Annotated in this window: 21 protein-coding genes; 1 reads left to right on the top strand and 20 read right to left on the bottom strand. The window is 40.5% G+C overall.

Annotated features, from left to right (window positions below):
* Positions 1-874 precede the first annotated feature (874 nt).
* From arr to EXU57_RS08900, 6 genes are all read right to left on the bottom strand, one after another.
* Positions 875-1,321, bottom strand: coding sequence for an NAD(+)--rifampin ADP-ribosyltransferase (gene arr, locus EXU57_RS08925; protein ID WP_133267847.1), 447 nt, complete (start codon positions 1,319-1,321; stop codon positions 875-877).
* Between the two features lie 592 nt (positions 1,322-1,913).
* Positions 1,914-5,678: a glycoside hydrolase family 2 TIM barrel-domain containing protein gene (locus EXU57_RS08920; protein WP_133267846.1), complete on the bottom strand. Its 3,765-nt coding sequence runs from the start codon at positions 5,676-5,678 to the stop codon at positions 1,914-1,916.
* A 196-nt stretch (positions 5,679-5,874) separates the two neighbouring features.
* Positions 5,875-6,162, bottom strand: coding sequence for a glycoside hydrolase family 2 TIM barrel-domain containing protein (locus EXU57_RS08915; protein WP_133267845.1), 288 nt, complete (start codon positions 6,160-6,162; stop codon positions 5,875-5,877).
* 442 nt (positions 6,163-6,604) lie between these two features.
* Positions 6,605-6,796 (bottom strand): NAD(+)--rifampin ADP-ribosyltransferase, encoded by a 192-nt coding sequence (locus EXU57_RS25880; protein ID WP_133268006.1) that lies wholly within the window; start codon positions 6,794-6,796, stop codon positions 6,605-6,607.
* Positions 6,797-6,953: 157 nt separating this feature from the next.
* On the bottom strand, positions 6,954-7,679 hold the full coding sequence (locus EXU57_RS08905) for a LytR/AlgR family response regulator transcription factor (protein ID WP_133267844.1): 726 nt from the start codon (positions 7,677-7,679) through the stop codon (positions 6,954-6,956).
* Positions 7,669-8,682 (bottom strand): sensor histidine kinase, encoded by a 1,014-nt coding sequence (locus tag EXU57_RS08900; RefSeq protein WP_133267843.1) that lies wholly within the window; start codon positions 8,680-8,682, stop codon positions 7,669-7,671. Before EXU57_RS08900 ends, EXU57_RS08905 begins: the two co-directional genes overlap by 11 nt.
* Positions 8,683-8,822: 140 nt before the next feature.
* On the opposite strand from EXU57_RS08900, the gene EXU57_RS08895 reads away from it, so the two are divergent.
* Positions 8,823-10,331, top strand: a complete 1,509-nt coding sequence (locus tag EXU57_RS08895) for a S41 family peptidase (RefSeq protein ID WP_133267842.1) — start codon at positions 8,823-8,825, stop codon at positions 10,329-10,331.
* Positions 10,332-11,410: 1,079 nt separating this feature from the next.
* On the opposite strand, the gene EXU57_RS08890 is transcribed toward EXU57_RS08895, so the two are convergent.
* The 14 genes from EXU57_RS08890 to EXU57_RS08825 all read right to left on the bottom strand — a co-directional run bounded on the left by EXU57_RS08890 (position 11,411) and on the right by EXU57_RS08825 (position 22,834).
* On the bottom strand, positions 11,411-11,758 hold the full coding sequence (locus EXU57_RS08890; protein WP_133267841.1) for a nuclear transport factor 2 family protein: 348 nt from the start codon (positions 11,756-11,758) through the stop codon (positions 11,411-11,413).
* Positions 11,759-11,951: 193 nt separating this feature from the next.
* Positions 11,952-12,950 (bottom strand): alpha/beta hydrolase, encoded by a 999-nt coding sequence (locus EXU57_RS08885; protein WP_133267840.1) that lies wholly within the window; start codon positions 12,948-12,950, stop codon positions 11,952-11,954.
* A gap of 154 nt (positions 12,951-13,104) precedes the next feature.
* Positions 13,105-13,605, bottom strand: coding sequence for a helix-hairpin-helix domain-containing protein (locus tag EXU57_RS08880; RefSeq protein ID WP_133267839.1), 501 nt, complete (start codon positions 13,603-13,605; stop codon positions 13,105-13,107).
* Between the two features lie 36 nt (positions 13,606-13,641).
* Positions 13,642-13,968, bottom strand: a complete 327-nt coding sequence (locus EXU57_RS08875; RefSeq protein WP_207955436.1) for a hypothetical protein — start codon at positions 13,966-13,968, stop codon at positions 13,642-13,644.
* A 262-nt stretch (positions 13,969-14,230) separates the two neighbouring features.
* Positions 14,231-14,791, bottom strand: coding sequence for a GldM family protein (locus tag EXU57_RS08870; RefSeq protein WP_165958086.1), 561 nt, complete (start codon positions 14,789-14,791; stop codon positions 14,231-14,233).
* Positions 14,792-15,225: 434 nt separating this feature from the next.
* On the bottom strand, positions 15,226-16,056 hold the full coding sequence (locus tag EXU57_RS08865; RefSeq protein ID WP_133267837.1) for a helix-turn-helix domain-containing protein: 831 nt from the start codon (positions 16,054-16,056) through the stop codon (positions 15,226-15,228).
* A 6-nt stretch (positions 16,057-16,062) separates the two neighbouring features.
* A complete protein-coding gene (locus tag EXU57_RS08860; RefSeq protein WP_133267836.1) occupies positions 16,063-16,878 on the bottom strand; it encodes an oxidoreductase in 816 nt (271 codons plus the stop codon).
* A gap of 265 nt (positions 16,879-17,143) precedes the next feature.
* Positions 17,144-17,929: a serine protease gene (locus EXU57_RS08855; protein WP_165958085.1), complete on the bottom strand. Its 786-nt coding sequence runs from the start codon at positions 17,927-17,929 to the stop codon at positions 17,144-17,146.
* A gap of 238 nt (positions 17,930-18,167) precedes the next feature.
* Entirely contained in the window at positions 18,168-18,536 is a 369-nt protein-coding gene (locus EXU57_RS08850; RefSeq protein WP_133267834.1) for a hypothetical protein, read from the bottom strand.
* A 236-nt stretch (positions 18,537-18,772) separates the two neighbouring features.
* On the bottom strand, positions 18,773-19,117 hold the full coding sequence (locus EXU57_RS08845; protein WP_133267833.1) for a hypothetical protein: 345 nt from the start codon (positions 19,115-19,117) through the stop codon (positions 18,773-18,775).
* A gap of 182 nt (positions 19,118-19,299) precedes the next feature.
* Entirely contained in the window at positions 19,300-19,971 is a 672-nt protein-coding gene (locus tag EXU57_RS08840) for a hypothetical protein (protein ID WP_133267832.1), read from the bottom strand.
* 136 nt (positions 19,972-20,107) lie between these two features.
* A complete protein-coding gene (locus EXU57_RS08835; protein ID WP_133267831.1) occupies positions 20,108-20,755 on the bottom strand; it encodes a hypothetical protein in 648 nt (215 codons plus the stop codon).
* Positions 20,756-21,728: 973 nt separating this feature from the next.
* Entirely contained in the window at positions 21,729-22,031 is a 303-nt protein-coding gene (locus EXU57_RS08830) for a hypothetical protein (RefSeq protein ID WP_133267830.1), read from the bottom strand.
* Between the two features lie 323 nt (positions 22,032-22,354).
* Entirely contained in the window at positions 22,355-22,834 is a 480-nt protein-coding gene (locus EXU57_RS08825) for an Imm27 family immunity protein (RefSeq protein WP_165958084.1), read from the bottom strand.
* Positions 22,835-23,146: the final 312 nt, after the last annotated feature.

Below are 23,146 nucleotides of genomic sequence, written 5' to 3'. Positions count from 1 at the left end.
ATTCTTAAGCCGGATTAACAAATAGCATCTTGTGCGTTCGCGTTTTGTCACTCGATTTGCTGTGCTTTTTTACAGGAACATGAATTTTGCCTCGAAACCATCGTCCACATCCTTATACGCTAAACTTCTTCAAGCCCAATCAAAACTGTAACGCCAATCCACTTTAATGATGAACAATGATCTAGTGAAATAAAGATCCGGATACAACCAACCGAAATCATCTATCTGTTTAAACAGTTGGCCAAACACGAAACCAAAGTCACAAACAGCAACCAACTAAGCAGTTGAAATCTCTATTGGGTCACTTTGCTTAATCAACGCAGCAACTTTCAGTCGGCGATAATACTTGTCAACAGGGTCCAGAAAGGCTAAGTCAGGCTATTCGTAATTGGTAATATGTCAAAAGTCTTCCAAAGCACCATGGACCATTGTGTCGAATAGGTTCTTCCTTTGACACTCTAAATACTTATCGTCCAGATATGGAATGCTTTCGAGGCTAGTGTCTCACGTTCGTAAGCAGTAATTCGGCACACATCTGGCCGGGTCATTTTGAGTATGTCCTCTTCTGCATACCCAGAGCTAAAGAATGTTGCAACAACGCGTCGCAATGTGGCAATTTGTTCTCGGATACATTCAGCATAAAGGGTGCTGTGTAAAGTGACGCACAACGTTCAAGTCATAATGAAGATGTAGGAATTCTAAGAATTAATTCTTACGTAAACACAACGCCAAAATAGCGATGGAAAGATGCTTAACGTCCAACCACCATTTATAAACACGCTGTTAGCGGTTGTTGTTCGCTTCTGTCGCTGATTGCCTATGTGTTCACAGCAGTCTTCTTGTGTTGATAACCCTCACCCTTGATGATCAGAACCTAATCGTTTAACGAAGTGATACCTTGTTCGTTAAGGTGTTTGAGGTGGTCTTTCATAACCTGAACTTGTTCAATAGGATGCCCTTGCCAATTAATGACTTCTGCAACGACCTTGAATGGATGGGTTGAACGGTACGATTTCGTCGGATTACCTGGAAATTTTTTATCTGTTAAGTCAGGGTCATCTTCAAGTGGCCCTGTTGGCTCTACAACATAAATTCTTTCACGGCCTTCGCCAAATGCGAGTTCGGCACCCCAAATTGCAGCATCCAGTGTTGCTGTTAAAAAAATATACTTTGCATTTTTCCTTTGTCCATAGTTGGAATTAAAACCAACCTCGATTAGGCTACCCACCTTCAGGTCAACTCTTGTACCGTGAAAGTAAGTCTGAGCGAATGGGGTTGCACGCTGACCATTTGATTTCGGGCTTTCAATGTTACTTTCCATAGCTATAATTCTTATTAGGAATTTGTTGTCGGTGTTGGGGTATTTCTTCAATGCCCGCGAACGGTAAAGTGTTTATAAGGTTGTGGCAATTGGAAAACGTCAGCACCAATTAATAACGAAAGTAAAACAGGGATTTATAATTGAACGCTTAACCTCCAGGCACAATTTTATAAACACATTATCAATAATCGCTCAAGCATAGTGTGCCTATTTCAATTCGCTGTTTGCTTTCTGGCCGGCACGTCGATGGGCACTCCAGATAGCCTCCCAATGCTCAGCAGTTCTATTAACGATACGATTTCTGCTTACCTCTAAACCAATGTGGTAAATGTAATGCTTAAGACTGGGCTCATTAGTCTCAGCCGTGTCTGGTTCGGGACTTTGTGTTTAGGCCATAGGCTCGGCGTGATGATAGTACATTACTTCATTGGTGCGCCATGTCCCTGCCCTTTACCCAGGATTAAACACGAAAACACGGCGAGAACCTGAAAAGTAGTCCGGGTAGCAATCCTAACACCAACAAGTTTATTGGCTTTACTTCTATACTGAGTTTTTACATTACTGATACTTCAGTCTTTAAAAATTATAAGGCTTACTTATTGATTTTAAAAGGTTTTATCGAACTTGTAAACTTTATAGTTTGGGGAAGAGTTTGATATTTATCAAGCACCCCAATTGCCGTACATCCTACCCCTGTAGTTTGGTAATCGAAATTGAATGTTACACCATCCGATTTGATGAGCTGATAGGTGTATTTTGCCTTTGACAGATTTTCAGTGCTGTAATTATAGCAATTGAAATTAAAGGGTTCAGTTGCCGAAAACTCCATTCCAACTCCTGTAGCATTTGTCAGTCGTACATAACGGTTGTCGGTGCGCAAGCCACAATCCTGAGGCAGCAAATACGGTACAAACATCGCATCGACTGTCGACTGATAATGCCCGATCCGATAGCCGGTTTTGCGGTCTGGATAATTCTCCTGCGGCCCACGGCCAAACCATTCTACATTTTGCATTTGGTCATTGAAAACCCATTTTGTTCCGATACGTGGCAACGACATGGGCATCTTTCCATTCGGATTGATAGTGTGCTGCAAACTAATTTCACCGTCAGGCGAAATGGTATAAATCATCTCATTTTCAAAGCCGGCGCTGTTTGAATTTCCAAAAAGAGCAATTTGACGAATACTGACAATTGTATTTCCAGCCTTATTTTCAACCCGAAATGTTTCAACTTTTGACTTCATTTTATCCATACCGATGGAATACCATGCAGCGGCAACCATCCTTCCGTAGCCCTGACTTGTAGGAAATACGTTTACCGAAGGAAAGGTCCAGTCATCCTGTTCGTTCGCCAGAGGGGCACGCCAAACATTTAGCTGCGCTCCCTGTTTTAGCAATTCTGTACCCATGTATTTCATGGAGTACAATTGTCCATCGGCTTTATTAAACGCATAATCGAAATTTACTCCGGATACAACCAACTGTTGCTCACTGTCTGTCACTTTTAAAGGATTGGTCTGAGGCTGTACCAATTTTTCCCCGGCAGGTACAATCCATGGCAATTCCAATTGATCCCAACACAGTTCAAAACCCTTCGGCACCAATTGTGTCGCTTCTTTCGAATGAAAACTAATCGTGGCCAAATAGGTTGCACCAGCTTTTAGCTGAGGCTTTTGAATAGGAAGAACGTAGGTTTTTTTTGCTTCCGGTTCAACATCGACTTCCAACTTTCCGGAAGCTATCGTTATCCCGTTTTCCTCCAGGTTCCAACGTGCTTCAAAGGCATTCGTATTGGTAAAAAAGTTTCGGTTCTGCACTTCAATTTCCATTTTTTCGGAATCGCTCCACTTTACAGAAACGGGCTGAGCCGACTTTTTCATCTGGTACATTTCCGGCTCCGGAACCCGATCGGGCGAAATACTTCCATAGGTACGTGCGCCAATTCCATAGCTGAAAAACTCGCCTTGTTTTTGCTCCTGTTCAAAATCGAGCCACAAAGCTGCACGACTTTTTAAGTCTGGTTTTGCTGCAAATAAGTCATTGACTTGAATCGATTTTGGGAAAATACCCACCTGGTCGATAATGGCATCGCACAAATAAACCGAGGTGTGCTGCCCATGTGTCTCGACATTCTTGCCTACGTTAATGGGAAAAGGGAAATTCGTAATCTTCCCGGTGACAGGAGATTCAGCCACCTTTTTGCTATCTATATATATTGATATCGACTTCCCGTCGTAGATGCCTGCCACATGGTGCCAGTTCTGTGTCCAATTTTGAGGTAATGCACCACGGACAACTGTTTTTCTATTAGTATAAATATAGAAATCCAGCGAGCTGTCACCTACCTGCTGCAAACCAAATTGATTGTTGCCTTTCGTGAGCAGTGTGCCACCCATTTTCATTAAATCGCGTGGAAATACCCAAAATGAAACCGCTAGTTCATTACCGGACATTTCGATATTTCTATCCTGATAAACTTCCACCCACTGATCGTGACCATTCAGATCAATACCTTTTCCATCGTGGCCGGCCACCAGTTTGGCGCGTCCCATGATGTAAGTTGCTACATTGTTTGGTGAAGAGTCTGCCAATTTGCGAACCGGCTCGCGCAATCCCGGACTCACGAAATCCCAGATAGCTCCGCCCATGATGCGTGGATACTGGTAAATCACATCCCAATATTCGTCCAGTCCTCCACCGGCATTTCCGGCCACCGAAAGGTATTCGTCCAGGAATGATGGACGACTGTCAACACTTTCAGGAACCAGCGCTACCTGGTTTTTGAGGTCAAAAGGGGTTGGGTAACGTGGGCCGATAATCTCTTCGCAACGCTGCGCAAAAGCATTTCCACCATACATCCAGGAGCGGGTAGTATCGTATTTCCTTCCCTCTTCAATCACTGCACAAATATTTTTTCCTTCGCCACTTTCGTTTCCGGCGCTCCAAAACAAAATGCTCGCATGATTACGATCGCGAAGCACCATTCTCCGAACACGTTCACGATACATGGCCTCCCACTCATCCCTGTTGGACAAATATTCAGTTGCATGAGCTTCATCACCGGTTTCATCGATAATATAAAACCCATACTCGTCCGCCAATTCCAAATAGCGTGGTACCGGCGGATAGTGGGATATGCGTATACAGTTTATATTATATTGTTTAAGTATTTCAAGGTCTTTCCGGATGGTTGCTTCGTCCATGGTGTGCCCTAAATCGGGATGTTGCATGTGCGTATTGATGCCGTTGAGTTTTATGGCTTTTCCATTCAGATAGAAAACCTGATGACGAATTTCAGTTTCTTTAAAGCCAATGCGACCGGCGATTACCTCTTCAGTTTTACCTTCCTTGTTGATTAATTCCAACGTTAACCGGTAAAGATTCGGCGTTTCAGCGGTCCACTTTTTAGGATTTAATACATCTGATGAAATATTAATGATTTGCTTGTTATCAGCCTTAATTTGAACTGCATCAGAAATAAAATTCTTAACCAACGCATTGTCTGAACTAAACAGCGAAGCCCGAACTTTGTAGTTCTGTTTAGCGGTTTTCGATTGATTATTCACCGTAATCTGCACATTTAATTTCGCGTTTTCATAGTTTTTGTCCAGGTCGGTAGTGGCCTGCCAGTCGAAGATATGAACATCCGATTTTGCATACAGCCAAACATCATCGAAAATACCAGCCAGGCGCCAATAGTCCTGGCTCTCGAGATACACACCATCTGAATATTTAATTACGTTTACGGCAATGGTATTTTTTCCTGGTTTCAGGAAACTGGTAACATCATATTCAGCAGGCTCCTGCGCACCTTCGTTGTAGCCAACTTCCTGTCCGTTGATCCAGACAAACGATGCCGAAGCAGTTTTTTCCATGCGCAAAAAAACGCGTTTGCTTTTCCAATTAGCCGGTAGGTTAAATGTTTTTCGATACGAGCCAGTGGGGTTGTATTCGCGAGGCACAAGGGGCGGATTGGAGCGAAACGGATGTGCAACATTTCGAAAAAAAGCATCGCCGAAACCCTGCATTTCCCAATTGGAGGGAACCGTAATTTCAGACCATTTCTGATCATTAAAATTCGATGTAAAAAAGTTGTTGGGTGTACCTTCCGGAGTATTGGCAAAGTGAAATTTCCACTTTCCATTTAACGAAAGCACGTTACCTGACTTCGATTCCCGAAGGTTTAATGCTTCACCAACCGATTCAAAGGGAATACAAACCGTGTGACCTTCAGTCTGGTTGACTTCAAATACCTCGGTATTTTCGATGAACGAATAAATGTTTGCAAATTTCGATTGCTGTGCTGAGCTTGTAAGACTTGCCAGAGTGATAAATAAACCAACTATTTTTTTCATGCTCGATTACGTTTTTTTTTATGTGGGCAATCTATCGTTAGGGTAATTGTAGCCTAACAGGTCAACAGCCCCGATTTAATGTCGTTTAGTTAAGCAATTTTTTGGACCAAACACCGGTATACTGGCCTACCATCCTTGCGTCGCACTCTTGTACTGTTGACTCAATACGCACCTTTTCGGTATGTGATAAGCATAACTAAACGGGATTGATCCCCGATTCAACAATCTTATTGCCAAGGCCGGGTTCGTTATTACCTTTAGTGATTAGCCTTGTGGTATCCAAATCGTGGATAATACGGGCAAGCTCGCGGGCTATACGTGCCGCGCTGGTATCTCTGTGCTCGGGTAATTCATTTCCAATACGCCATATGATCACCGAAGGGTGGTTCCTGTCGCGCAGTACCCGGTCTGGCAGATCGCGTTTTGTGCCATTTTCTAAACAAACCGTCGTAGACGCCGCCCAGGTTAAACATCCGGTTTTCATCGTAATCCAAAACCGATTACCCGATTTGCGAATGCACAGCACCCGATAATTTGATTAGGATAAACAAGCAAAATAGACTTTTTATTTTGGCTTTAGACATTCAGGTGTTAGTCCTGATCAAAACTAGATTTTCGTCAGACCAAAATTTGACAGAAAAAGACTATTTCTTGCGTTTGTTAGCGGCAGGACCGGAAGATGACTTACGTTCAACTACTAAAAGATGTGACCACGGAGTAAAGCATAAAATCAGAAATCAATGTCGTTTAGTTAAGAAATTTCTTTTGGACCCAACTCCTGAATTGCTATCGAACATCGTTGCGCCGTGCCCCCAATTTATTAGTGGGTCGCACTCTTGTACTGCAGAGCTTTATTCAGCTAGTCAAGTGACAAGCAACTTAACTAAACGACATTGAACCGGAACGCCAAATGCGAGTTCGGCACCTCAAATTGCAGCATCCAATGTTGCTGTTAAGAAAATATATTTTGCATTTTTCCTTTGTCCATAGTTAAAATTATAACCAACCTCAATTAGGCTACCTACATGCAGGTCAACTCTTGTTCCGTTAAAGTAAGTCTGAGCGAATGGGGTTGCGCACTGACCATTTGATTTCGGCCTTTCAATGCTACTTTCCATCGCTATAATTCTTGTTAGGGATTTGTTGTCGGTGTTGGGGTGCTTCTTCAATACCCGCTAACGTTTAAGTATTTATAAGGTTGTGGCAATTGGAAAACGTCAGCTCCGTCTAATTACCAACTTCTACTCCCTTACAATACAATGAACAATGCTCCGATCAGCTATCGTCTTCTGTCCGCCTTCGTAAATCTACAAACCCACTCATAAATGATTTTTTATAGGTGTCACCAATAGGAAGGAAAACGTCGTCTATGACTACTTTGCCTTTACTTACCGCAGTGATCTTATCTATACTAACAATGTAGGATTTGTGTATGCGCAAAAATTTGTCTGCAGGCAACATTGCTTCCATGTTTTTTAGGTTTTCTAAGGTGAGCATTTTGCCTGCCCATGTATGAATAGCAATATAATCGCGTAAGCCTTCTATATAACGAATAGAAGAAAACTTCACTTTTTGTAATCTATTGTCAGTTTTTACTAAGATATAGCCCATTTGGACCGCATCGTCACTTTGGCGATTTTCTGATATACGCAGGAGCTTTTGAATAGCGGTGAGAAATCGATCGTAGGTTACCGGCTTCAACAGGTAGTCTACCACATCATATTCAAATCCATCTATCGCATATTCGGTGTAAGCAGTTGTAATGATGATTTTGCAATTGTTCCAAATAGCCTGCATTAACTGTATACCTGTCAGTTCCGGCATTTGTATGTCTACAAAGATCAGGTCGACACCGCCTTGCTGCACGACTAATAACGCTTGTATAGGACTAGTGGTTTTGTAGACAAGTTCCAGTTCAGGTGTTTTTAGTACGTAATCGGAGATTAGTTCCATCGCCCAGGGCTCATCGTCAACAACCAGGCACCTGATTTTACAATCCATGATGAATTGATAAACGGATGAAGAATTGGTTGTTTAATTTCCATATTTCGAGTTGGTGCTTATCAGGATACAACAGCATTAACCTTTTTCTAATATTCTCTAAGCCAATTCCCCCGCTTGATCCCTTTTTATCGTCGCCTATTGTATTTACACAAGAGAAAACTACTTCGTTTTGGTTGCACTCAATTTCTACCGAAATCGCATTTTCAGTATTGGTTAATGCTGCATGTTTGAATGCATTTTCAATAAATGAAATAAACAGCAAAGGTGGGATAAATACATTGGCAATATCGCCTGTTACACTGAATGAAATGTTTTTAGGATCTGTGTAACGTAGCTGTTGCACCTCAATGAATTTACTAATGTAAGTTATTTCATCCTTAAGCAATACGAGGTCATTTGCATGGTATAGTGAATATCTGAGCAATTCTGATAATCCTGCAATTGCTGGTAAGGCTTTATCCGAATGATGGTAAACCAGCGAGTATATATTGTTCAATGCATTGAATAGAAAATGTGGATTTAGTTGCGATCGAAGAAAGGACAATTCTGTTTGGCGGGTTTGTATCAGTAAATCTTTTTCTTTTATTTCCTTGTCATAAGTATACCGGATAAAATAAAAAATCGCACCGAACAAGGTATAGGAAGAAAAGAAGAACAAATGATTAGGAAAGTAAAAGGTTAAGCGATACACCTGCTGCTCAATAAACTGCTCGGTAAAGAAGTTTAAAAAGAAGCAAACAGCCAAAGCGACAGGGAGTAAAAGGATGATCTGCAGTAGCTTTTTTCCAGGATAGAAATAGCACAGTATGAGATAAATACTTAGGCAAAAAAGAAAGCCAAGTAAAATTTCAGATAGCGTTAAATATGCCCGACGCAAGTCGGTGGGCAACCATGGCGGCCTTAAGTAACCAGATAGTAGGTCGGGCAGCGTATTGGCAATATGAATAAAATAAAAAAAGAATATAAAGCATATGAGGAGTGTTGGGAGCTTGAGCTTCATGTATTGAGGGTTGATTTAGCAGCCAATCGCACGCTTTTCGCCGAGCTTTTACAAAATTCAGCTGATTCCCGTTTCTTTCTGGAAATAGAATTCGATATACCTGCCTGTTTGCAGAGGCAACAGGGGCGTTTGCAGATTACATGTTTCATTATAATATTCGGCACCTAGTTTACACCCAACATAAACCGAGAGTCATGAAACAAATGCATTTTCAGCGTGTTCTTACCTGTAAATTGTTCACTAATTGCTACTTTCTGCGCAGCTTTCAGCACTTAATCCTTATTTTTTTGCTAAATACGTTGGCCGGCCTCAATTACGGTTTTGCACAGGAACATAATACTCGCTGGCATGCTTCGCTAGTTGACTCGCTATGTAAAAAGCTTTCAGAAACATATATCTATCCTGAACACGCTAAGCAAATGTGCGTAATGCTGAAAAAAAACTTACGAAAATACTCCGGTATCAGTGATCCCGCAAAACTCGCAAATACAATTACTATTGATCTGCAGAGTATCAATAATGATAAGCATCTTTCATTGTACTACAATCCTGCGGAAGTGGCGGAACTAAAACAAAAGCGAAGTGATAATGCCGGTAACAGCAAAGTACAGGCGCGCTTACTCGCTGCACTTAAAGAGTGGAACTTTGGATTTCGTGATACCCGAATATTGAATGGAAATATAGGCTACTTAAATCTAATGGCTTTTACTGAGTTTGTCGATGAAGCGGACGGAACGCTTACCGCTTCCATGCAATTTCTTCAGAATACAGATGCGATCATTATTGATCTGAGGAGAAATGGCGGCGGTTCGCCTAAGATGGTGGCACGGGTGGCCAGTTATTTCCTGGAAGCTGGTATTCACCTTAATTCCATTTACTCACGTATTTCAAACGATACAGTCAAAACGTTTACATCCCAACATATCAGTGGCAAGCACCGTACGAAAGTGCCTCTGTATCTACTGGTGGGAAAGAATACAGTTTCTGCTGCGGAAGAGTTTAGTTATGTTATGAAAAATTTAAAACGTGCAACGTTGGTAGGTCATATCACCAGGGGCGCCGCTAACCCTGCCACCGACTTTCCCGTCGGGGACTCATTCATTATTAATGTGCCTTTTGGTAGGGGTATAAACCCCGTTACCGGTACTAACTGGAGTGGTGTTGGTGTACAGCCCGATATTGAATGTGCGGAAACTAACGTACTTGAGGTGGCACATACAGCAGTCTTAAAGGAGCTCGGTACGAAAACAACTGATCCTTATGCAAAGCAAAGCTTATCATTCTATACACAAGTAAACCAATTCTCACTCGACGGTGATAAAATATATGGTTGCGAGCGGTCAGGCGATAGTGTAAGATTTACTTTCAACCCCAGGGAATATTATCTGCCTTCCCAAAAGATAACCAGTATAGCCGTAATTAGCCATTTCAGCGAATGGAATCCCAGCAACAGGCATGGACGGATGCAAAAGGTCGGCTCTACTTACTCGTTAACAATACCAAATGATAACATGGGACTGGACGACTACATACCTTTTCAGTTCGTTGTTAATGGAAACTACTATGTAACGCCACCTTTAAGAGCCAAAAACAAATTGTTGGCGGGTCCAACCGGCAAGGAACCTTATTTATACGTGTTGAATAACTAGTAACATCCTGGACTAATAAAAAGCTGTTCTCAGACGTCTTAATATGCTTCCTTGCTAAAAGCTAACACCCAGTCATCAAGGATCAACTGTGCGGAAACGGGAAGCGCAGTAAAACTGAGGCTGAGAAAAATGATAGCCTTTTAGTAAAGTCATAACTGCTGTTTTATTGAAAAGCGCTTGAATTGCATACAACGGAAAAATGTTTAAGCTACGCTGGACTCCATGTTACTTCAGCCTCCAGACTACCACAGTCTGATAAAAGATAAGCGTCTAAAAACATGTGCATCCGCCAGCATTTCATACGCACTATTGCATGCAAAAAATTATCTCGCCGGGGGCCATGTCACATAAATAATTGGTTCCATAACCAGCAATTTCCAGCTTAAATCTTTGATTATCCTTTTAACTGTTGAATCCACCAAGTATGACGGCTTATGTACAGTACGTTCATCGTTATAATAAAAATGTATTGGGACCACTATCCTGAAAGCCCCATCAGCGAAATGGCTGCCGCTTTTGTTTATATGTTCAGTTAATATTTTATTGTCTTCGTAGTTATAACTGCTATCTGATGAATAAAGTGATTTCACTTTTAAGGAGTCTTCGGATTTATAGATTTGTATCAAGGCTATGCCGGTACGGTCACAGTTTTTACAGTAGGGCGGAACGATACCGCGCTGGATAGGTCTTCTCAAGATTGAATCATAGTAATGGATGCTATGCTTTTGTGCATAACTTAGGATTGAAATAATAAGAAGTAAAAATGATAAGAAACCTGGTTTCATTGTCTTGTTCAGATTGATTGCAGCCGACGTGCAAGTATTGCCGAAAGGCAAGGACCTGGCATTCCGAAAGTTAAAAGTTGATTACTACAAATTATTCTTCAGCCCAAGCATTGGGTCCACCTTGCTTTGCGCAATACCAAGTTGGCGATAGTTTTAAGTTCAGTTGAAGCGCTGTTAGCCGCATTCAGTTGAAATTTTACAAGTAGTTTGTAATCAAGAGGTCCAGTCGCCTGCCAACATGTATGTTAGGTTCCAATACCAATCACTTACTACCACTCATTGCTTTGCTCTTGATTATGTTTTAACGACAAAAGCTTTCAACTCGGCCATTTTGCCGTCGCGAAACCGCCATACATCACAAACCGAGTAGTGAGTCTGCTTTCCATCTTCGTCCTTTAATATTATGTCGCCCAATAAGGTAACGAAATCACCCTCTGCGATTAGGTTTTCGACTGTGAATTTAGACGGTTCTGTGTACGTCTTTGCGATGTAACGGCGAACGGCTTCTTTGCCATCAAGAATTTGGTCGCCCACATACGTCCATTTCGTATCCTCAGTACATAACGACAAAAATCCTTCAAAGTCACCTTTCGCGAAAGCTGCATTTGCCTTTTCTAATATTGCCTTATTACTCTCAATCATCTGATATCTCTTTATGGTTACATTAAGTGAAATTGGATTTTTTGTTCAGCACTAAGCTATCAGCCACAATATTGCAAAACCGATGTTGTGCCCAGGTCTATAATTTGGCGACAACTATTGTTATGCGAGTCGGGTTCCGAATTGCGCTTATCACTGTCTGCCCTGCTTCTTCTGTCTTTAGCGGCTCGGCTTTCTAATTTGATCTCATTTTTATTGTCCGCAACCATCTTATAACCAGGTTTTCCCAATCAGCTATTGGAAGTTTATTCCAATCTGGATTGTCAAGTGCTGTTCTGTTTAAACCAAATGCGTGTCCACCTTCTGCATAAATATGGTATTCGGTTGGCACACCTGCTTTTTTCAGAGCGATATAATAAACCAATGAATTTTGAATAGTATCAATTGGGTCGTCTCCTGCTTGCAGAATAAACATCGGAGGAGTGTTGCTGTCAACGGGAAGTGTATTGTTGAGGTCGTATGGATGTTTTGTATGCACAATCATATGACCTGGAAAAAATGATAACCCAAAATCAGGTCTGCAATTGATAGTATCAATATCGTCGGTTATGGAGTAGGCTCGTTTCTTGTAATTAGTACTTACATCCGCAACTAAATGCCCCCCTGCTGAAAATCCCATTACACCAATCTTGTTAGCGTTGATATTCCATTCTTTGGCTCGGAAGCGAACCAAGCTTACTGCCCTTTGTGCGTCTTGCAACGCAAGGGGTTTAATTGGGGCTTTTCCGCAATCACAAACTTTGTCGTAATGATGCCCTGACGCTGGAACCCGGTACTTTAATAGTATTCCTGTTACTCCGATTGAAGCTAACCATTCACATATTTCTGAACCTTCAAGGTCAATAGCAAGTTTATTGTAACCTCCACCTGGAAATACAAGGATCGCAACTCCGGCATTATTTTCTTTCGGAGAGTAAATTTTTACAGTCGGGTTGGAGACAGTATCTATCATCCCGTCATTATATGTTTCTGTTCCTTTTATAAGTTCAAAGTCGGGAATGTTTTTTGTCCAAATCGAAATCTCTTTACTTACTATTGAAACATTTGTTAGTTGAGCGTTACGGCCTGTTTCTTGTTTTCCTTGTCCATTTTGGTTACAAGAGATCAAGTGAATAATAATTGCTAAACCAAATAAAACATGTCTGATGGATATTTTGGTTTTCGGCAGTTTCATTTATTATGCAAGTTTCAGATAAGATGACCGCTAACGTAAAAGTGCCTATAAAATTGTGGCATTTAAAAAACGTCAGTTTCAATTAACCACAGAAGCAAAATAACGATTTAAAGCTCAATGCTTAACGTACAGCCCCGATTGTATAAACAACCTGTTAGCGGCTCCCTTGTTTGTCATTCCGCTGATACGCTATTATTTCGTGCCACGCTTTTTTCGGTCTGTTTGCAGGGTAGCGATTTTCAATACGATATTTTTTTCGTTCTTCGGTAAAGTCCCACCACGTTTTTGTCGTGTCATTTGTGTTTGCAAAGTTCACTACCAATCTGAACTGGTCTTCAACGCACGGGTCCACCCAATAGCCTTTTTTTCGTTCGTATTCGTCTGTTAGTTTTGCTCCGTCTTTATTTTTTAATTCGCTCAGTGAATAATAACCTAAGAATACCAGGTCTTCGGCAAATTTTATTCCGATTGACGGAACGGTTTGAAATTCTGCTAACGCGTAAATTTCTTTCGCTCGTTCAGCTGTAGAGCTTAACAAGACTTCAAGTTCGTCATTTGCGAAGTCAAGGATGTTGGCAACTTTGATTTTGTTTTTTCTCAAATTTGCTTTTTCAATGTCCGTCAGCGGAAGCTTTATGTTTGTCTTACTTTTCATCTTCTACAAAAGTTAGCAAATAAACGTTATTATCTTCTATTGAAAATTTCTGTCGCACCGTAAAATGTTTTTATGTCCTTCAACCACTTTCAAGCCGTGTTTTATTTGGTCAAAGAATTTCCCGATTTCAGTTGTTTGAATATACAAAAGCAATGAGCCACCGGTTTGCCTAGAAATCGTTGGCAAGTCATTACCTAAACTTTCAAATGTTTGAAACAAAAAAGTTCGATTCCGCAATTCATCATTGCCCAAAATGTCTCCTTGTTTGGGAAGTGTCGTAACTACACCAAATCCTAATTGTTTGTAAACGCCAATCGTCTGTTTCATGCCGGCTACAAAAATGTTTGGTGATAAATTGTCCATACTTCCTTTGTTTCGTTTCTTTGAGGGTTGTCGTCTAAGGTTGCCGCTAACGTTGAACGTATTTGTGCAGGTATGGTATTCAGGGAACATCAGCCTGAACAAATGCGTGGCTAAAGATACTGTGATGAAGATTACAAACTACAGCTTAATAGATATTCTTCCGACCGAACAAAAGCACAAAAATGAACAGTAGCCAAAGCTATCAACATCCTCCCACACTTGCATAAACACGCTTGTTGCCTGCAGTTTTAGTTTACGTATCTTATTGAATTTTGACTTTAAAAGACGGCAAGGCTTTCGGACGAAACACGGGTGAAATACCAGCTTTAATGTTATCAAAAACAAGTTCATCCAAAGACGATAAATTTTTGATTGCATTAATCATTCCCTCTGACAACTTGTTGCCCGTAGCTGAAAAAACCTTTTTCTCACCATTCCTTTTAATCACTAAACATTCAAAGGATTTGACCACAATCTTATTGTTATAAAGGCTGTTGGGAAATTTAGATGTAACAAACGGATTTGCAAGTATTCTATTTTTGGTTATGATAGTGTCAGATGTGAAAGCTAATTGAGCAATAGGGTCGCTCAATTTCACAATTCTATACCCTCTGCTTAAAAGAAGTTTGCTTCCTTTAAACAATCTTAATGTGTCAACACCTTCGTTGATTGCTGGCAGAATGCTGATGAAACTGTTTTTCTGAATATCAATCTGAGATTTTTTTGAGGAAGTTACCCGTATTCCCGTCCAGTTGTTCTGTCCCACTAAAGTCAACCGATTTTCTGTCCTACCGTATAATAAACTTGTATCAGGATTAGTCAAGTCGATGTTTATGAGCTTGATTTGTCCAATTACAAGTATAGGCAGACAACAGACAATTCCAAAAATTAGAGACTTCATAAAAAATGGCGGCTAACGTTGAGCGGGTTTGTGATGGTTGGGAACTTGGAAAACTGACGTTCAGCTAAGCTCCATAGGTCGATTCTTAACTTATGTTCCAACAATAGGTCATCTGCCCAACTTTCAGAAACCCGATGTTGTGTGCATGTGGCGAGAGCCATTGCATACAACGGACAGGGCTTTGTGCAGGGGGGGGTAATAAGGTTCCGGCTGCCCGGAACCGCTGCTACAATCTAGGAATGTGAAATTCATTGTTTATTCTGTTGCTCAATGCAGTTCGTCACGCTGGAACTGAAGGCGGGGCTTGTACATAGCTGATGTCACAACGTCATGCCCCACTTACACAAAGCGCAATGTTAGCGGCTGGTATTCCTCTTTTGTTCTGTCAACTGGGTTGGTGTCACCCCAAATAGTCTTTTGAAAGCAAATGAAAAGTGAGACTGGTTTTCAAAACCAACTTCCAAATACACATCTGAGGGACGCAGGTTTTTCTTTAAAATGAAAAAGTGGGCTTGCTCCAAACGCTTTTGTTGTAACCACTTTTCGGGTGTTGTTTCAAATATCTTTATAAAATCCCTTTTAACGGTGGAAAGGCTACGTCCGGTGAGTTTAGCAAAAGATGATAGGGGAATGTTATACTTATAATTATGGTTCATATACGCCTCCAAATCTATCTTATGCGGGTTGTGAAAATCAAACAAAAAATTTCGAAAGACATCACCTGTTTCAAGCAACAACTCAATTGCTTCACAGGTTTTAAGTTCCGCAATTTTTGCGGTAAGTTTTTTCGGATGATCAAGATATGGCAACAGTGAGTCAAAAAAACTTTTCAAAAACAAATTTCCTGTTAGGTCAATCATGGGTCTATCTTTATACGCTCCTTGTTTCGGGATACTATTTTCTGCTGCGTATTGGCGTAAAGAGTTTTGGTCAAGAAATATGCTGATTAACGCAATTGGTTCACCATTTGAATCCAGGTTTTTAAGCTTTTGGAATAATTGGTTTCTACGCAATAAACAAATTGCACCTTCTTTCATTACAAATGTTCCCGCGTTTGTAAAATATTGCGACTCCCCTGATAACATTATTCCTAAAGCGTGCTCGGGAAAGTAATGTTCGGTGCTTTTTATTTTTTGATCACTACGGGAATACAGGATATTATGTTGAAGACTAATTGTGCTTTCCATAATATATTATTTTATCTGACTCATTATTAATTTATCCATTAGCTTATCAGATAAAATCTTTCTTAAGAACAACAAAGACTTTGAGGCTATTTGATTAGTCGTATATCTTGTTTTTGGATTTTTTGCTTCCATTCCCTTCTTAATGAGTTTTGCTATAACTATTGGTTCCACTACATTACTGGATAATTGGGTAAATACTTTATTCGTTTTAATTGCTAAGTCTTTGTAGACTGTATGTCCCGATACTTTAATCAAACTATCAGTAGCAATATTCCCCCATTCTGAGTTAGTAGCCCCCGGCTCAACAACGATTACGTTAATGCCAAATTCTCTGACTTCATTTCGAATACTATCGCTCAAAGCCTCCAATGCGAACTTGGTTGCATGGTACCAGCCACCTAAAGGAAAAACAATCTTACCACCAACAGACGAAATGTTTACAATCTTACCGTATCTATTTTCCCGCATTTTTGGCAAAACAAGTTGTGTCAAACGCATTGCACCAAATACATTTACCTCCAACTGATAACGTGCATCTTCCATTGAAACATCTTCAATCGAGCCATAAGAGCCAAAACCTGCATTGTTTACCAAAATATCTACGCTTCCCGCTTCTTTTAAAATTTGGCTTATACAACCCTCAATACTTTCATCTTTTGTAATGTCCAATGTAACAGGTTTGATGCCATAGGTTTTGAGGTCTTGCATTTTTTCCATCCTGCGTGCAGCACCATAAACATTGTAGCCGTCTTGTGCTAAATAAATTGCGGTTGCTTTGCCAATTCCTGCTGAAGCTCCCGTTACTAAAACTGTGTTTTGCATTTCTATAAATTTATAATGCAAAGGTCGTTTAGGCTTCCAATGGGTGTTTTGTTTAAAAGTCCAAGTTTAAATGCTGAAAAGGTCAAATGTCACATACTTTGTCTGAGAAGCACGGTCTTTTATACTTGCCCATAACGTTAAAGTGTTTATGCAGTACTGGGCTCTGTGTTACGTCTGCTTGCAAACACGTGCAGCCAAATTAAAGAATAAACGTTGAAATTATGTCCTCCCGCCAGCATTGCATGAACACACTATTAGCAACAGGTTATATACTTTGAAACCCTATGTCACCCAGTTTTTGTCCACTTATTATTTCGTCTATCACACTTGGTTTCCAAACTATTCCTAATTGTGTTTGAAAATTATCCTCTGCACCAATTCTTCCAGAGTAAATACCCGCGAACAGTCTTATTACACCCAAAAGCTCTTTTCCCGTCATTTCCTTTCCATTGAAACCATGAAAACCATTCCGCTGCATTATTACAGGTGAACCGGACATCCCTGAACGTGTAGCAGTATCAACTAAAAACTTAGGAAGGTTTTCAATGTCAATCACTGGTTCTGTGGAGATTGTACCTCTTTTCCAAATTGGCAATTCTTTTCCTCCTGTTATATCGAAAGGATAACCTAAGATAAATACATCATCAGCTATCTCAATGTCAAACTGATTGTTAAACTCATATTTATTTATCGGAAATAGTTTTACATGCTTGGGAATTTCTGCCATGCTTGCAAATGGAATAGCAATAACGTCAACCTTATAGCCATGTGTTGGGTGAATAAACCACTTTGGCTTTAAAAATTCATCATCGTCATATAAGTCTATGTCAAAAAAGTCAGATGCTAAGGCGTTGGGATTGTCTTCGGAAATGATTCTGGCCTTTGTTTTAATTCTAATGGGAAAAGCTATACTATTAACTATCCTCATATTTGTGTCAGGATTTACCCTGGTTACATTATGTCCGTTGGTTATGAGGTATAATTTTGAGTCATCTTCATATACAAAACCAGTTCCCGTTGACATCACCGTTTCCGAGCCAAAAGGTATCATTCTCAAATAATGAGTCGATAGTGATAAACTGTCATTTTGGATGCCTTTCGTGTTCATAACTTGTTGCTAACGTTAAAGTGTTTATGAAGTTGTGGCAATTGAAAAACGTCAGTTTCAATTAACCACAAAAAGCAAAATAGCGATTTATAACCGAATGCTTGACGTCCCGCCACAAATTTATAAACACACTGTTATGCGTTCGTACTTGTCAAGTTGAACCATAAACTTGACTGGAAGATTAATCACGTAAAAATTTCATAGCTACAAGTCCAATCATAATTGCCACAATCAGCGAATATGCAATGAAATAGTTTATCGTTTTCTCAACCTGCTCTTTCGTTAAGTCGATGTCCTGAATTTCTTTTTCCTTAATGAATATGTACAAAAATAAAAAACTGATTATTACATATAATAGTCCAAATAAAGTGGAATTCACTTTCAGGTTCAAATACCATTTATAAAAGTCTGGAAAAATAGAAAAAGCAAATACTGCAAGTAAACCAAAAGTCATGAGGAAATAAAAAGATGCAGCACAAACCGCAACAATATAGCTACCCCCTTCAATTCTGTTTGTTGCATACTTATTATTTGCATAGAAAACCTTCATCACATATTTCAAAATTCTAATCATCCTTGTGCCTTAAATCATCGTTTCAGTATGACGCATAACGTGAAAGTGTTTATGCAGTGCTGGACTCTGTGTTACTCATGCTTACAAACAACTGCGCTCAAAAAAAGATATTAGTTCAGAGTACGTGCAATCGCCAGGATTGCATGAACACACTGTTAGGCGAAGTATTACCGCTCTGAAGTGTTGTAAGTAGATTTACCTTCCTCGTTATCTCACCGCGGTTTGTAAACCACCAATCCCAAAAGTGACATTCCTAATGCTCCTAACATTGCAAACGCTAGCAGTCTAAGTTCCGATAATAGCAGCAACAACAGGATGGATAATAAGAATAGTGTTCCAAGCCAGACAATCTTCTTCCGAAATACCTTCACAGAACTATCAACCGTGCTCTTATCAATATTGTAGTTTTTGATAGTAAATGCACCAACTAACGGTGACAGGAGAATTGTCACAAAGGGCAGCCATCGGATTAAAGTTTGTCCACCGTATTTGACGCCAACAAGCACCACAACTAAAAGAGCAGTGAAATATGAAATGTAATTACTATCTTTTTTCATTTTTTTAGCTGTTCCTGCATTTTCGCCTAACGTTAAAGTGTATATGCAGTGCTGGGCTCTGTGTTACGTCTGCTTGCAAACAACTACAGTCCAATAAAGATAAGTAGTTCAGGATCTGTTCTTCGACCAGCATTGCATGAACACACTGTTACCTGCTGTTTTAGTCCGCTTGCACTTAGACGCTACCAAAACTTCCACCACGGCTTCTGCTCTCTTGCGTCATTGTCATTCCTGTACTTTTCTGTTACATTTGTCGAGACGGTAGCTTCAACTTTATATCCGGTCGGTTGCTTTTCGTCTTCTGTTCGATTATCAATGTACTCATAATGATAGTACTCGTCTTGAAAACCTGTCAAAACCACTTTATCACTTTCTAACCAACTAATTGCCTTTTTGATTTCGTATTCAATTTCCGGGTAGAAGCTATTGAGTAATTTTTGTTGTTGTTCTGCTGTTAACTCCTCCCAACTGTCTGCTTGTGGGGGAACTTCAACTGCTAAACCATAGCCGAGACCTAAATTGTCAAGAAAGCCGTAACCCTTACAATAAAGGTCGTAGAACCTTCTTAGGATTTCGGGCAGGTCATTGTCCCTTTTTAGTGCTTTACGCAGTAACTTTAGAAGTTTCCACTTTTCGTACTCGCCCTTATCAATATGCTTTTCCAAGAGCTTATATAAACCGTATTTTACTCTGTCACCCTTGTAGCCATAAGAAATTAAATCCAGATAATCTTCCGCCAACAAAGCACTCTCAAGTCGTTTGTCTGCATAAAGCCATTGCTCAAAATCCAACACGCTTTTGTCACCATAAAGTGTTTCGAAAAATGTTTCCTTTATGTCAGCAGGGAGTGTCATTTTAAAAATAGCAGGTAACGTAAAGGTGTTTATGCAGTGCTGGGCTCCGTGTTACCTCAGCCTGCAAACAACTGCAGTCGGATTAAAGACACCAGTCCAAAGTATGTTTTGCCGCCAGCATTGAATAAACACACTGTTAGCCGCCTGTACTTCGTGATGGATGTGTTAGCTGAAATATTGAATCCGCCTCAAGTTCTTTCTTTAGCTGATTTGAGATTTGGTATTCCTTTTTACTGATGATCTTGATTTCACCTTGAATAATTGCCTGCAATATTTGTTCAGCGATTGGCTTTAGTTGCTGGTGATAGTACTCAATATCTTTTAAGCTCTTTTCGTATTCTACCTTCCAACTGTCTCCAAATGTAGTTCTTAGATACCCTTCATCAATCCAAAAAAAGTAATTCAATCCCAGGTTCCCCAAAAATCGATAACCAGTTGTCAATTCTCCTTGTCGGTTGTAGGTACCAGAGTACAGATGATAAACCTTATCCAGAAGATCTTTTGCCTTTTGGGGATGATTGATGAAGTCTTGCAGTAGCTCCGTAAGCTTCCACGTCTCAAACTTACTTTCGGAAATGACCTTCTCCAAGATGTAGTCTTCTACGTGATTAGCTGCATATTTATCCTTGTAATCAAACGTGAGCAGCTCAATGTATGTATTAGTTCCTAAGTCTTTTTCAAGGTCTATAGTCTGCGAAATGAAAAGTTCCAATTCAGAAAGCGGCAACTCACCTTTTAGGAACTTGAGGAACTTCGCTTTATGATTTAAGCACAGGTCGGTCATTGTATGGCGGCTAACGTAAAAGGGCTTTACGAAGGTTTTGAATTAGAATTCCAAATGTTCGCTTGGCCGTAACTTAATTCTAAAAACGGCCAAAGTACAACTGTTCAATAGTGTTCTATTGTCCAGGCGCCATTGCTGAAGCAAAACTTTCGTAAAGCCCATTGTTAGAAGCCGTGCCTCAAATGTCAGCAACTGTCACCCAGGACTGAAGATCGGCTATATTATACAGTCAGCCTGGTGCAGAACGGCCATTATCTCGCACCAATATAAAGATAAAATGCCTGGCTATGCGCCCGCGGCGGCATGGCTGCTAACGTTAAACGGGTTTGCGATGTGGTGGTATTCCGTGATCCATCATCTTCAATTTGTGATGAAGTTGAATGGCATTCTTTTTCCAGCACTTATTTATCAGCCACCATATTGCAAAACCGATGTTATACGCCGCCTATCCGTCCGAGAGTTTTAGAAGAAGCAAAGTGTAAGGTTCAATGATGGTCGGTATCATTCTATAGTAAACCCGACAGTAAAATTTTCTTTGATCACCTTTGCTGACCATAGGAAGGGACTCGATAAAAAACCGTCTCCCCACCCTTTTCAAAATTCGGTTATGGTGACGTTCGCTTTCCGCGTCTACAGAAGCTTAACATAGGCTGGAAACTAGCTTGTTCAAATTCGGTTAGGTAATGGTCGCAATTCTTATGACCAGGAACGTGACTAGGATACTAAGGCGACAATGCCGAACTTGCTCCCCTCGCGTTCGCTCCCATCCTTTTCAAAACGCTTGTGATCTTGGGAGCAAGACTGAGCTGAATTGCTACGTAAGGTGGCGTATAACGGTAAAGTGTTTATGCAGTGCTGGGCTCCGTGTTACGTCTGCTTGCAAACAACTGCCCTCCAATAAAGCTCCATCGTCCAAACGATGTTCTTCCGCCAGCATTGCATGAACACACTGTTAGTAGTAGCCACTCATCTGTCAGTGTTTGAATTCCTTTATGTTTACGTCGATCACCACACTGTCGGAACTAAGCCCTATTTCCAGGTTCTTTAAGTAAACCGGGTCAATATCTCGTCCGTATTCTGTAACCACGTTGTAGTAAACTGTGTTTGGGTTAACGTCTGAATAATCTTCAGGCTCACCTAATAACTCAACAAGTTGTGTATAGGTTAATCCTCTTAGCCGATGATTGTTCATGATGTCTTTCAGCATTTTGTCTCTGTTTGGATAGATACCTAGATCCCCCTTTTCGTTCCAAGCTGACTTTTCAAATTTTTTCATGTCTTGATTACAAGAGAGAATGAAGAATACAAAAATGCCAAATACAATAAATTTCATGTTGATTGCTAAAGGATTTGATCCATATTTACCAATACCGCTCGTCTGTTAAAACCTCGCTCAGATAAATCTAAATAGGTACTGTCACCAAAAAGGAACCACATAAATAGTTTTTTCAAACTGTAGGGACGTCATATGGTTACTGCTAACGGAAAAGTGTTTATGCAGTGCTGGGCTCCGGGTTACGTCAGCTTGCATACAACTGCCGTCCGATAAAGTTCCGCTGTTCAAAATGTGTTCCCCGCCAGCATTGCATGAACACACTGTTAGCTGCTGTACTTCTCCATGTCGTCTAGGAGGTCCTTTGCTTTAAATGCAAGGTGTTGATAGTATTCTGAATCTTCTTTGATCTCGTTAAAACGTTTACCGACTATGTTTCTTCGGTTCATTGGGTCAAGAAGATTAGTTTTTGAAATAATTATCCTCAACCTGTCTCTTTCCGCTGATGAAGAGTTAACTACATCGGTTTGTAACATTCGGGTTATTAACCTGTCTCTAAAATCCTCTTTATCGTTTTGCTCCCTTTCAGCGAGTTCTTTTGAAGCTCCAATAACATCGTTCAAATCCAAAGATGTCATTGCAAGTTCTATAAGATCTTCACATTTAAGTTCAGGAAGCCTTTTTAAAACAGGTGATCCTCCCCCATGGTATTCAGAGTTGAATTGAGTTAACACCCACGCCTCATTTGAAGTTGAATCATAATAGTAGTGCATCCAGCCGCTCTCATCTGAACGTTTCAGGACCAAGCTACTGAGTTTACTTTTAATTTCGTCTTGATCACAGATGAAGTATCTACGCATTTGTAAGGGTATAGCAGCTAACGGTCAGGTGTTTGCGCTGGTGCGGTACTAGTGTTGCTGCTGCCTAGTTAAAGATATAAAGCTCAAATGAAATCTCATGATCAGCTCTTTTTCCTCAGCCGCGCTAGTGCAAACACCATGTTATGCCCCGCCTGTCTGTCCGAGAGCCTCAGAAGAAGCAGATCCTACACTCAACCAGGCTTGGTGCAAATCAACAGTAGACCAGTTTGCACCAATTCGCTTCTATAACGGTCGCTC

It is taken from the genome of Segetibacter sp. 3557_3 (assembly GCF_004354985.1).
Lineage (GTDB): Bacteria > Bacteroidota > Bacteroidia > Chitinophagales > Chitinophagaceae > Segetibacter.
The sequence above is the reverse complement of the archived record's forward strand: the minus strand, read 5'-3'. Positions and strand labels throughout refer to the sequence as shown.

What these genes read in the sequence shown, in the direction of transcription:
- arr (WP_133267847.1), bottom strand. Translation starts at nt 1,321, where the DNA reads ATGGAAAGTAACATTGAAAGCCCGAAATCAAATGGTCAGCGTGCAACC.
- EXU57_RS08920 (WP_133267846.1), bottom strand. Translation starts at nt 5,678, where the DNA reads ATGAAAAAAATAGTTGGTTTATTTATCACTCTGGCAAGTCTTACAAGC.
- EXU57_RS08915 (WP_133267845.1), bottom strand. Translation starts at nt 6,162, where the DNA reads ATGAAAACCGGATGTTTAACCTGGGCGGCGTCTACGACGGTTTGTTTA.
- EXU57_RS25880 (WP_133268006.1), bottom strand. Translation starts at nt 6,796, where the DNA reads ATGGAAAGTAGCATTGAAAGGCCGAAATCAAATGGTCAGTGCGCAACC.
- EXU57_RS08905 (WP_133267844.1), bottom strand. Translation starts at nt 7,679, where the DNA reads ATGGATTGTAAAATCAGGTGCCTGGTTGTTGACGATGAGCCCTGGGCG.
- EXU57_RS08900 (WP_133267843.1), bottom strand. Translation starts at nt 8,682, where the DNA reads ATGAAGCTCAAGCTCCCAACACTCCTCATATGCTTTATATTCTTTTTT.
- EXU57_RS08895 (WP_133267842.1), top strand. Translation starts at nt 8,823, where the DNA reads ATGTTTCATTATAATATTCGGCACCTAGTTTACACCCAACATAAACCG.
- EXU57_RS08890 (WP_133267841.1), bottom strand. Translation starts at nt 11,758, where the DNA reads ATGATTGAGAGTAATAAGGCAATATTAGAAAAGGCAAATGCAGCTTTC.
- EXU57_RS08885 (WP_133267840.1), bottom strand. Translation starts at nt 12,950, where the DNA reads ATGAAACTGCCGAAAACCAAAATATCCATCAGACATGTTTTATTTGGT.
- EXU57_RS08880 (WP_133267839.1), bottom strand. Translation starts at nt 13,605, where the DNA reads ATGAAAAGTAAGACAAACATAAAGCTTCCGCTGACGGACATTGAAAAA.
- EXU57_RS08875 (WP_207955436.1), bottom strand. Translation starts at nt 13,968, where the DNA reads ATGGACAATTTATCACCAAACATTTTTGTAGCCGGCATGAAACAGACG.
- EXU57_RS08865 (WP_133267837.1), bottom strand. Translation starts at nt 16,056, where the DNA reads ATGGAAAGCACAATTAGTCTTCAACATAATATCCTGTATTCCCGTAGT.
- EXU57_RS08860 (WP_133267836.1), bottom strand. Translation starts at nt 16,878, where the DNA reads ATGCAAAACACAGTTTTAGTAACGGGAGCTTCAGCAGGAATTGGCAAA.
- EXU57_RS08855 (WP_165958085.1), bottom strand. Translation starts at nt 17,929, where the DNA reads ATGATACCTTTTGGCTCGGAAACGGTGATGTCAACGGGAACTGGTTTT.
- EXU57_RS08850 (WP_133267834.1), bottom strand. Translation starts at nt 18,536, where the DNA reads ATGAAGGTTTTCTATGCAAATAATAAGTATGCAACAAACAGAATTGAA.
- EXU57_RS08845 (WP_133267833.1), bottom strand. Translation starts at nt 19,117, where the DNA reads ATGAAAAAAGATAGTAATTACATTTCATATTTCACTGCTCTTTTAGTT.
- EXU57_RS08840 (WP_133267832.1), bottom strand. Translation starts at nt 19,971, where the DNA reads ATGACACTCCCTGCTGACATAAAGGAAACATTTTTCGAAACACTTTAT.
- EXU57_RS08835 (WP_133267831.1), bottom strand. Translation starts at nt 20,755, where the DNA reads ATGACCGACCTGTGCTTAAATCATAAAGCGAAGTTCCTCAAGTTCCTA.
- EXU57_RS08830 (WP_133267830.1), bottom strand. Translation starts at nt 22,031, where the DNA reads ATGAAAAAATTTGAAAAGTCAGCTTGGAACGAAAAGGGGGATCTAGGT.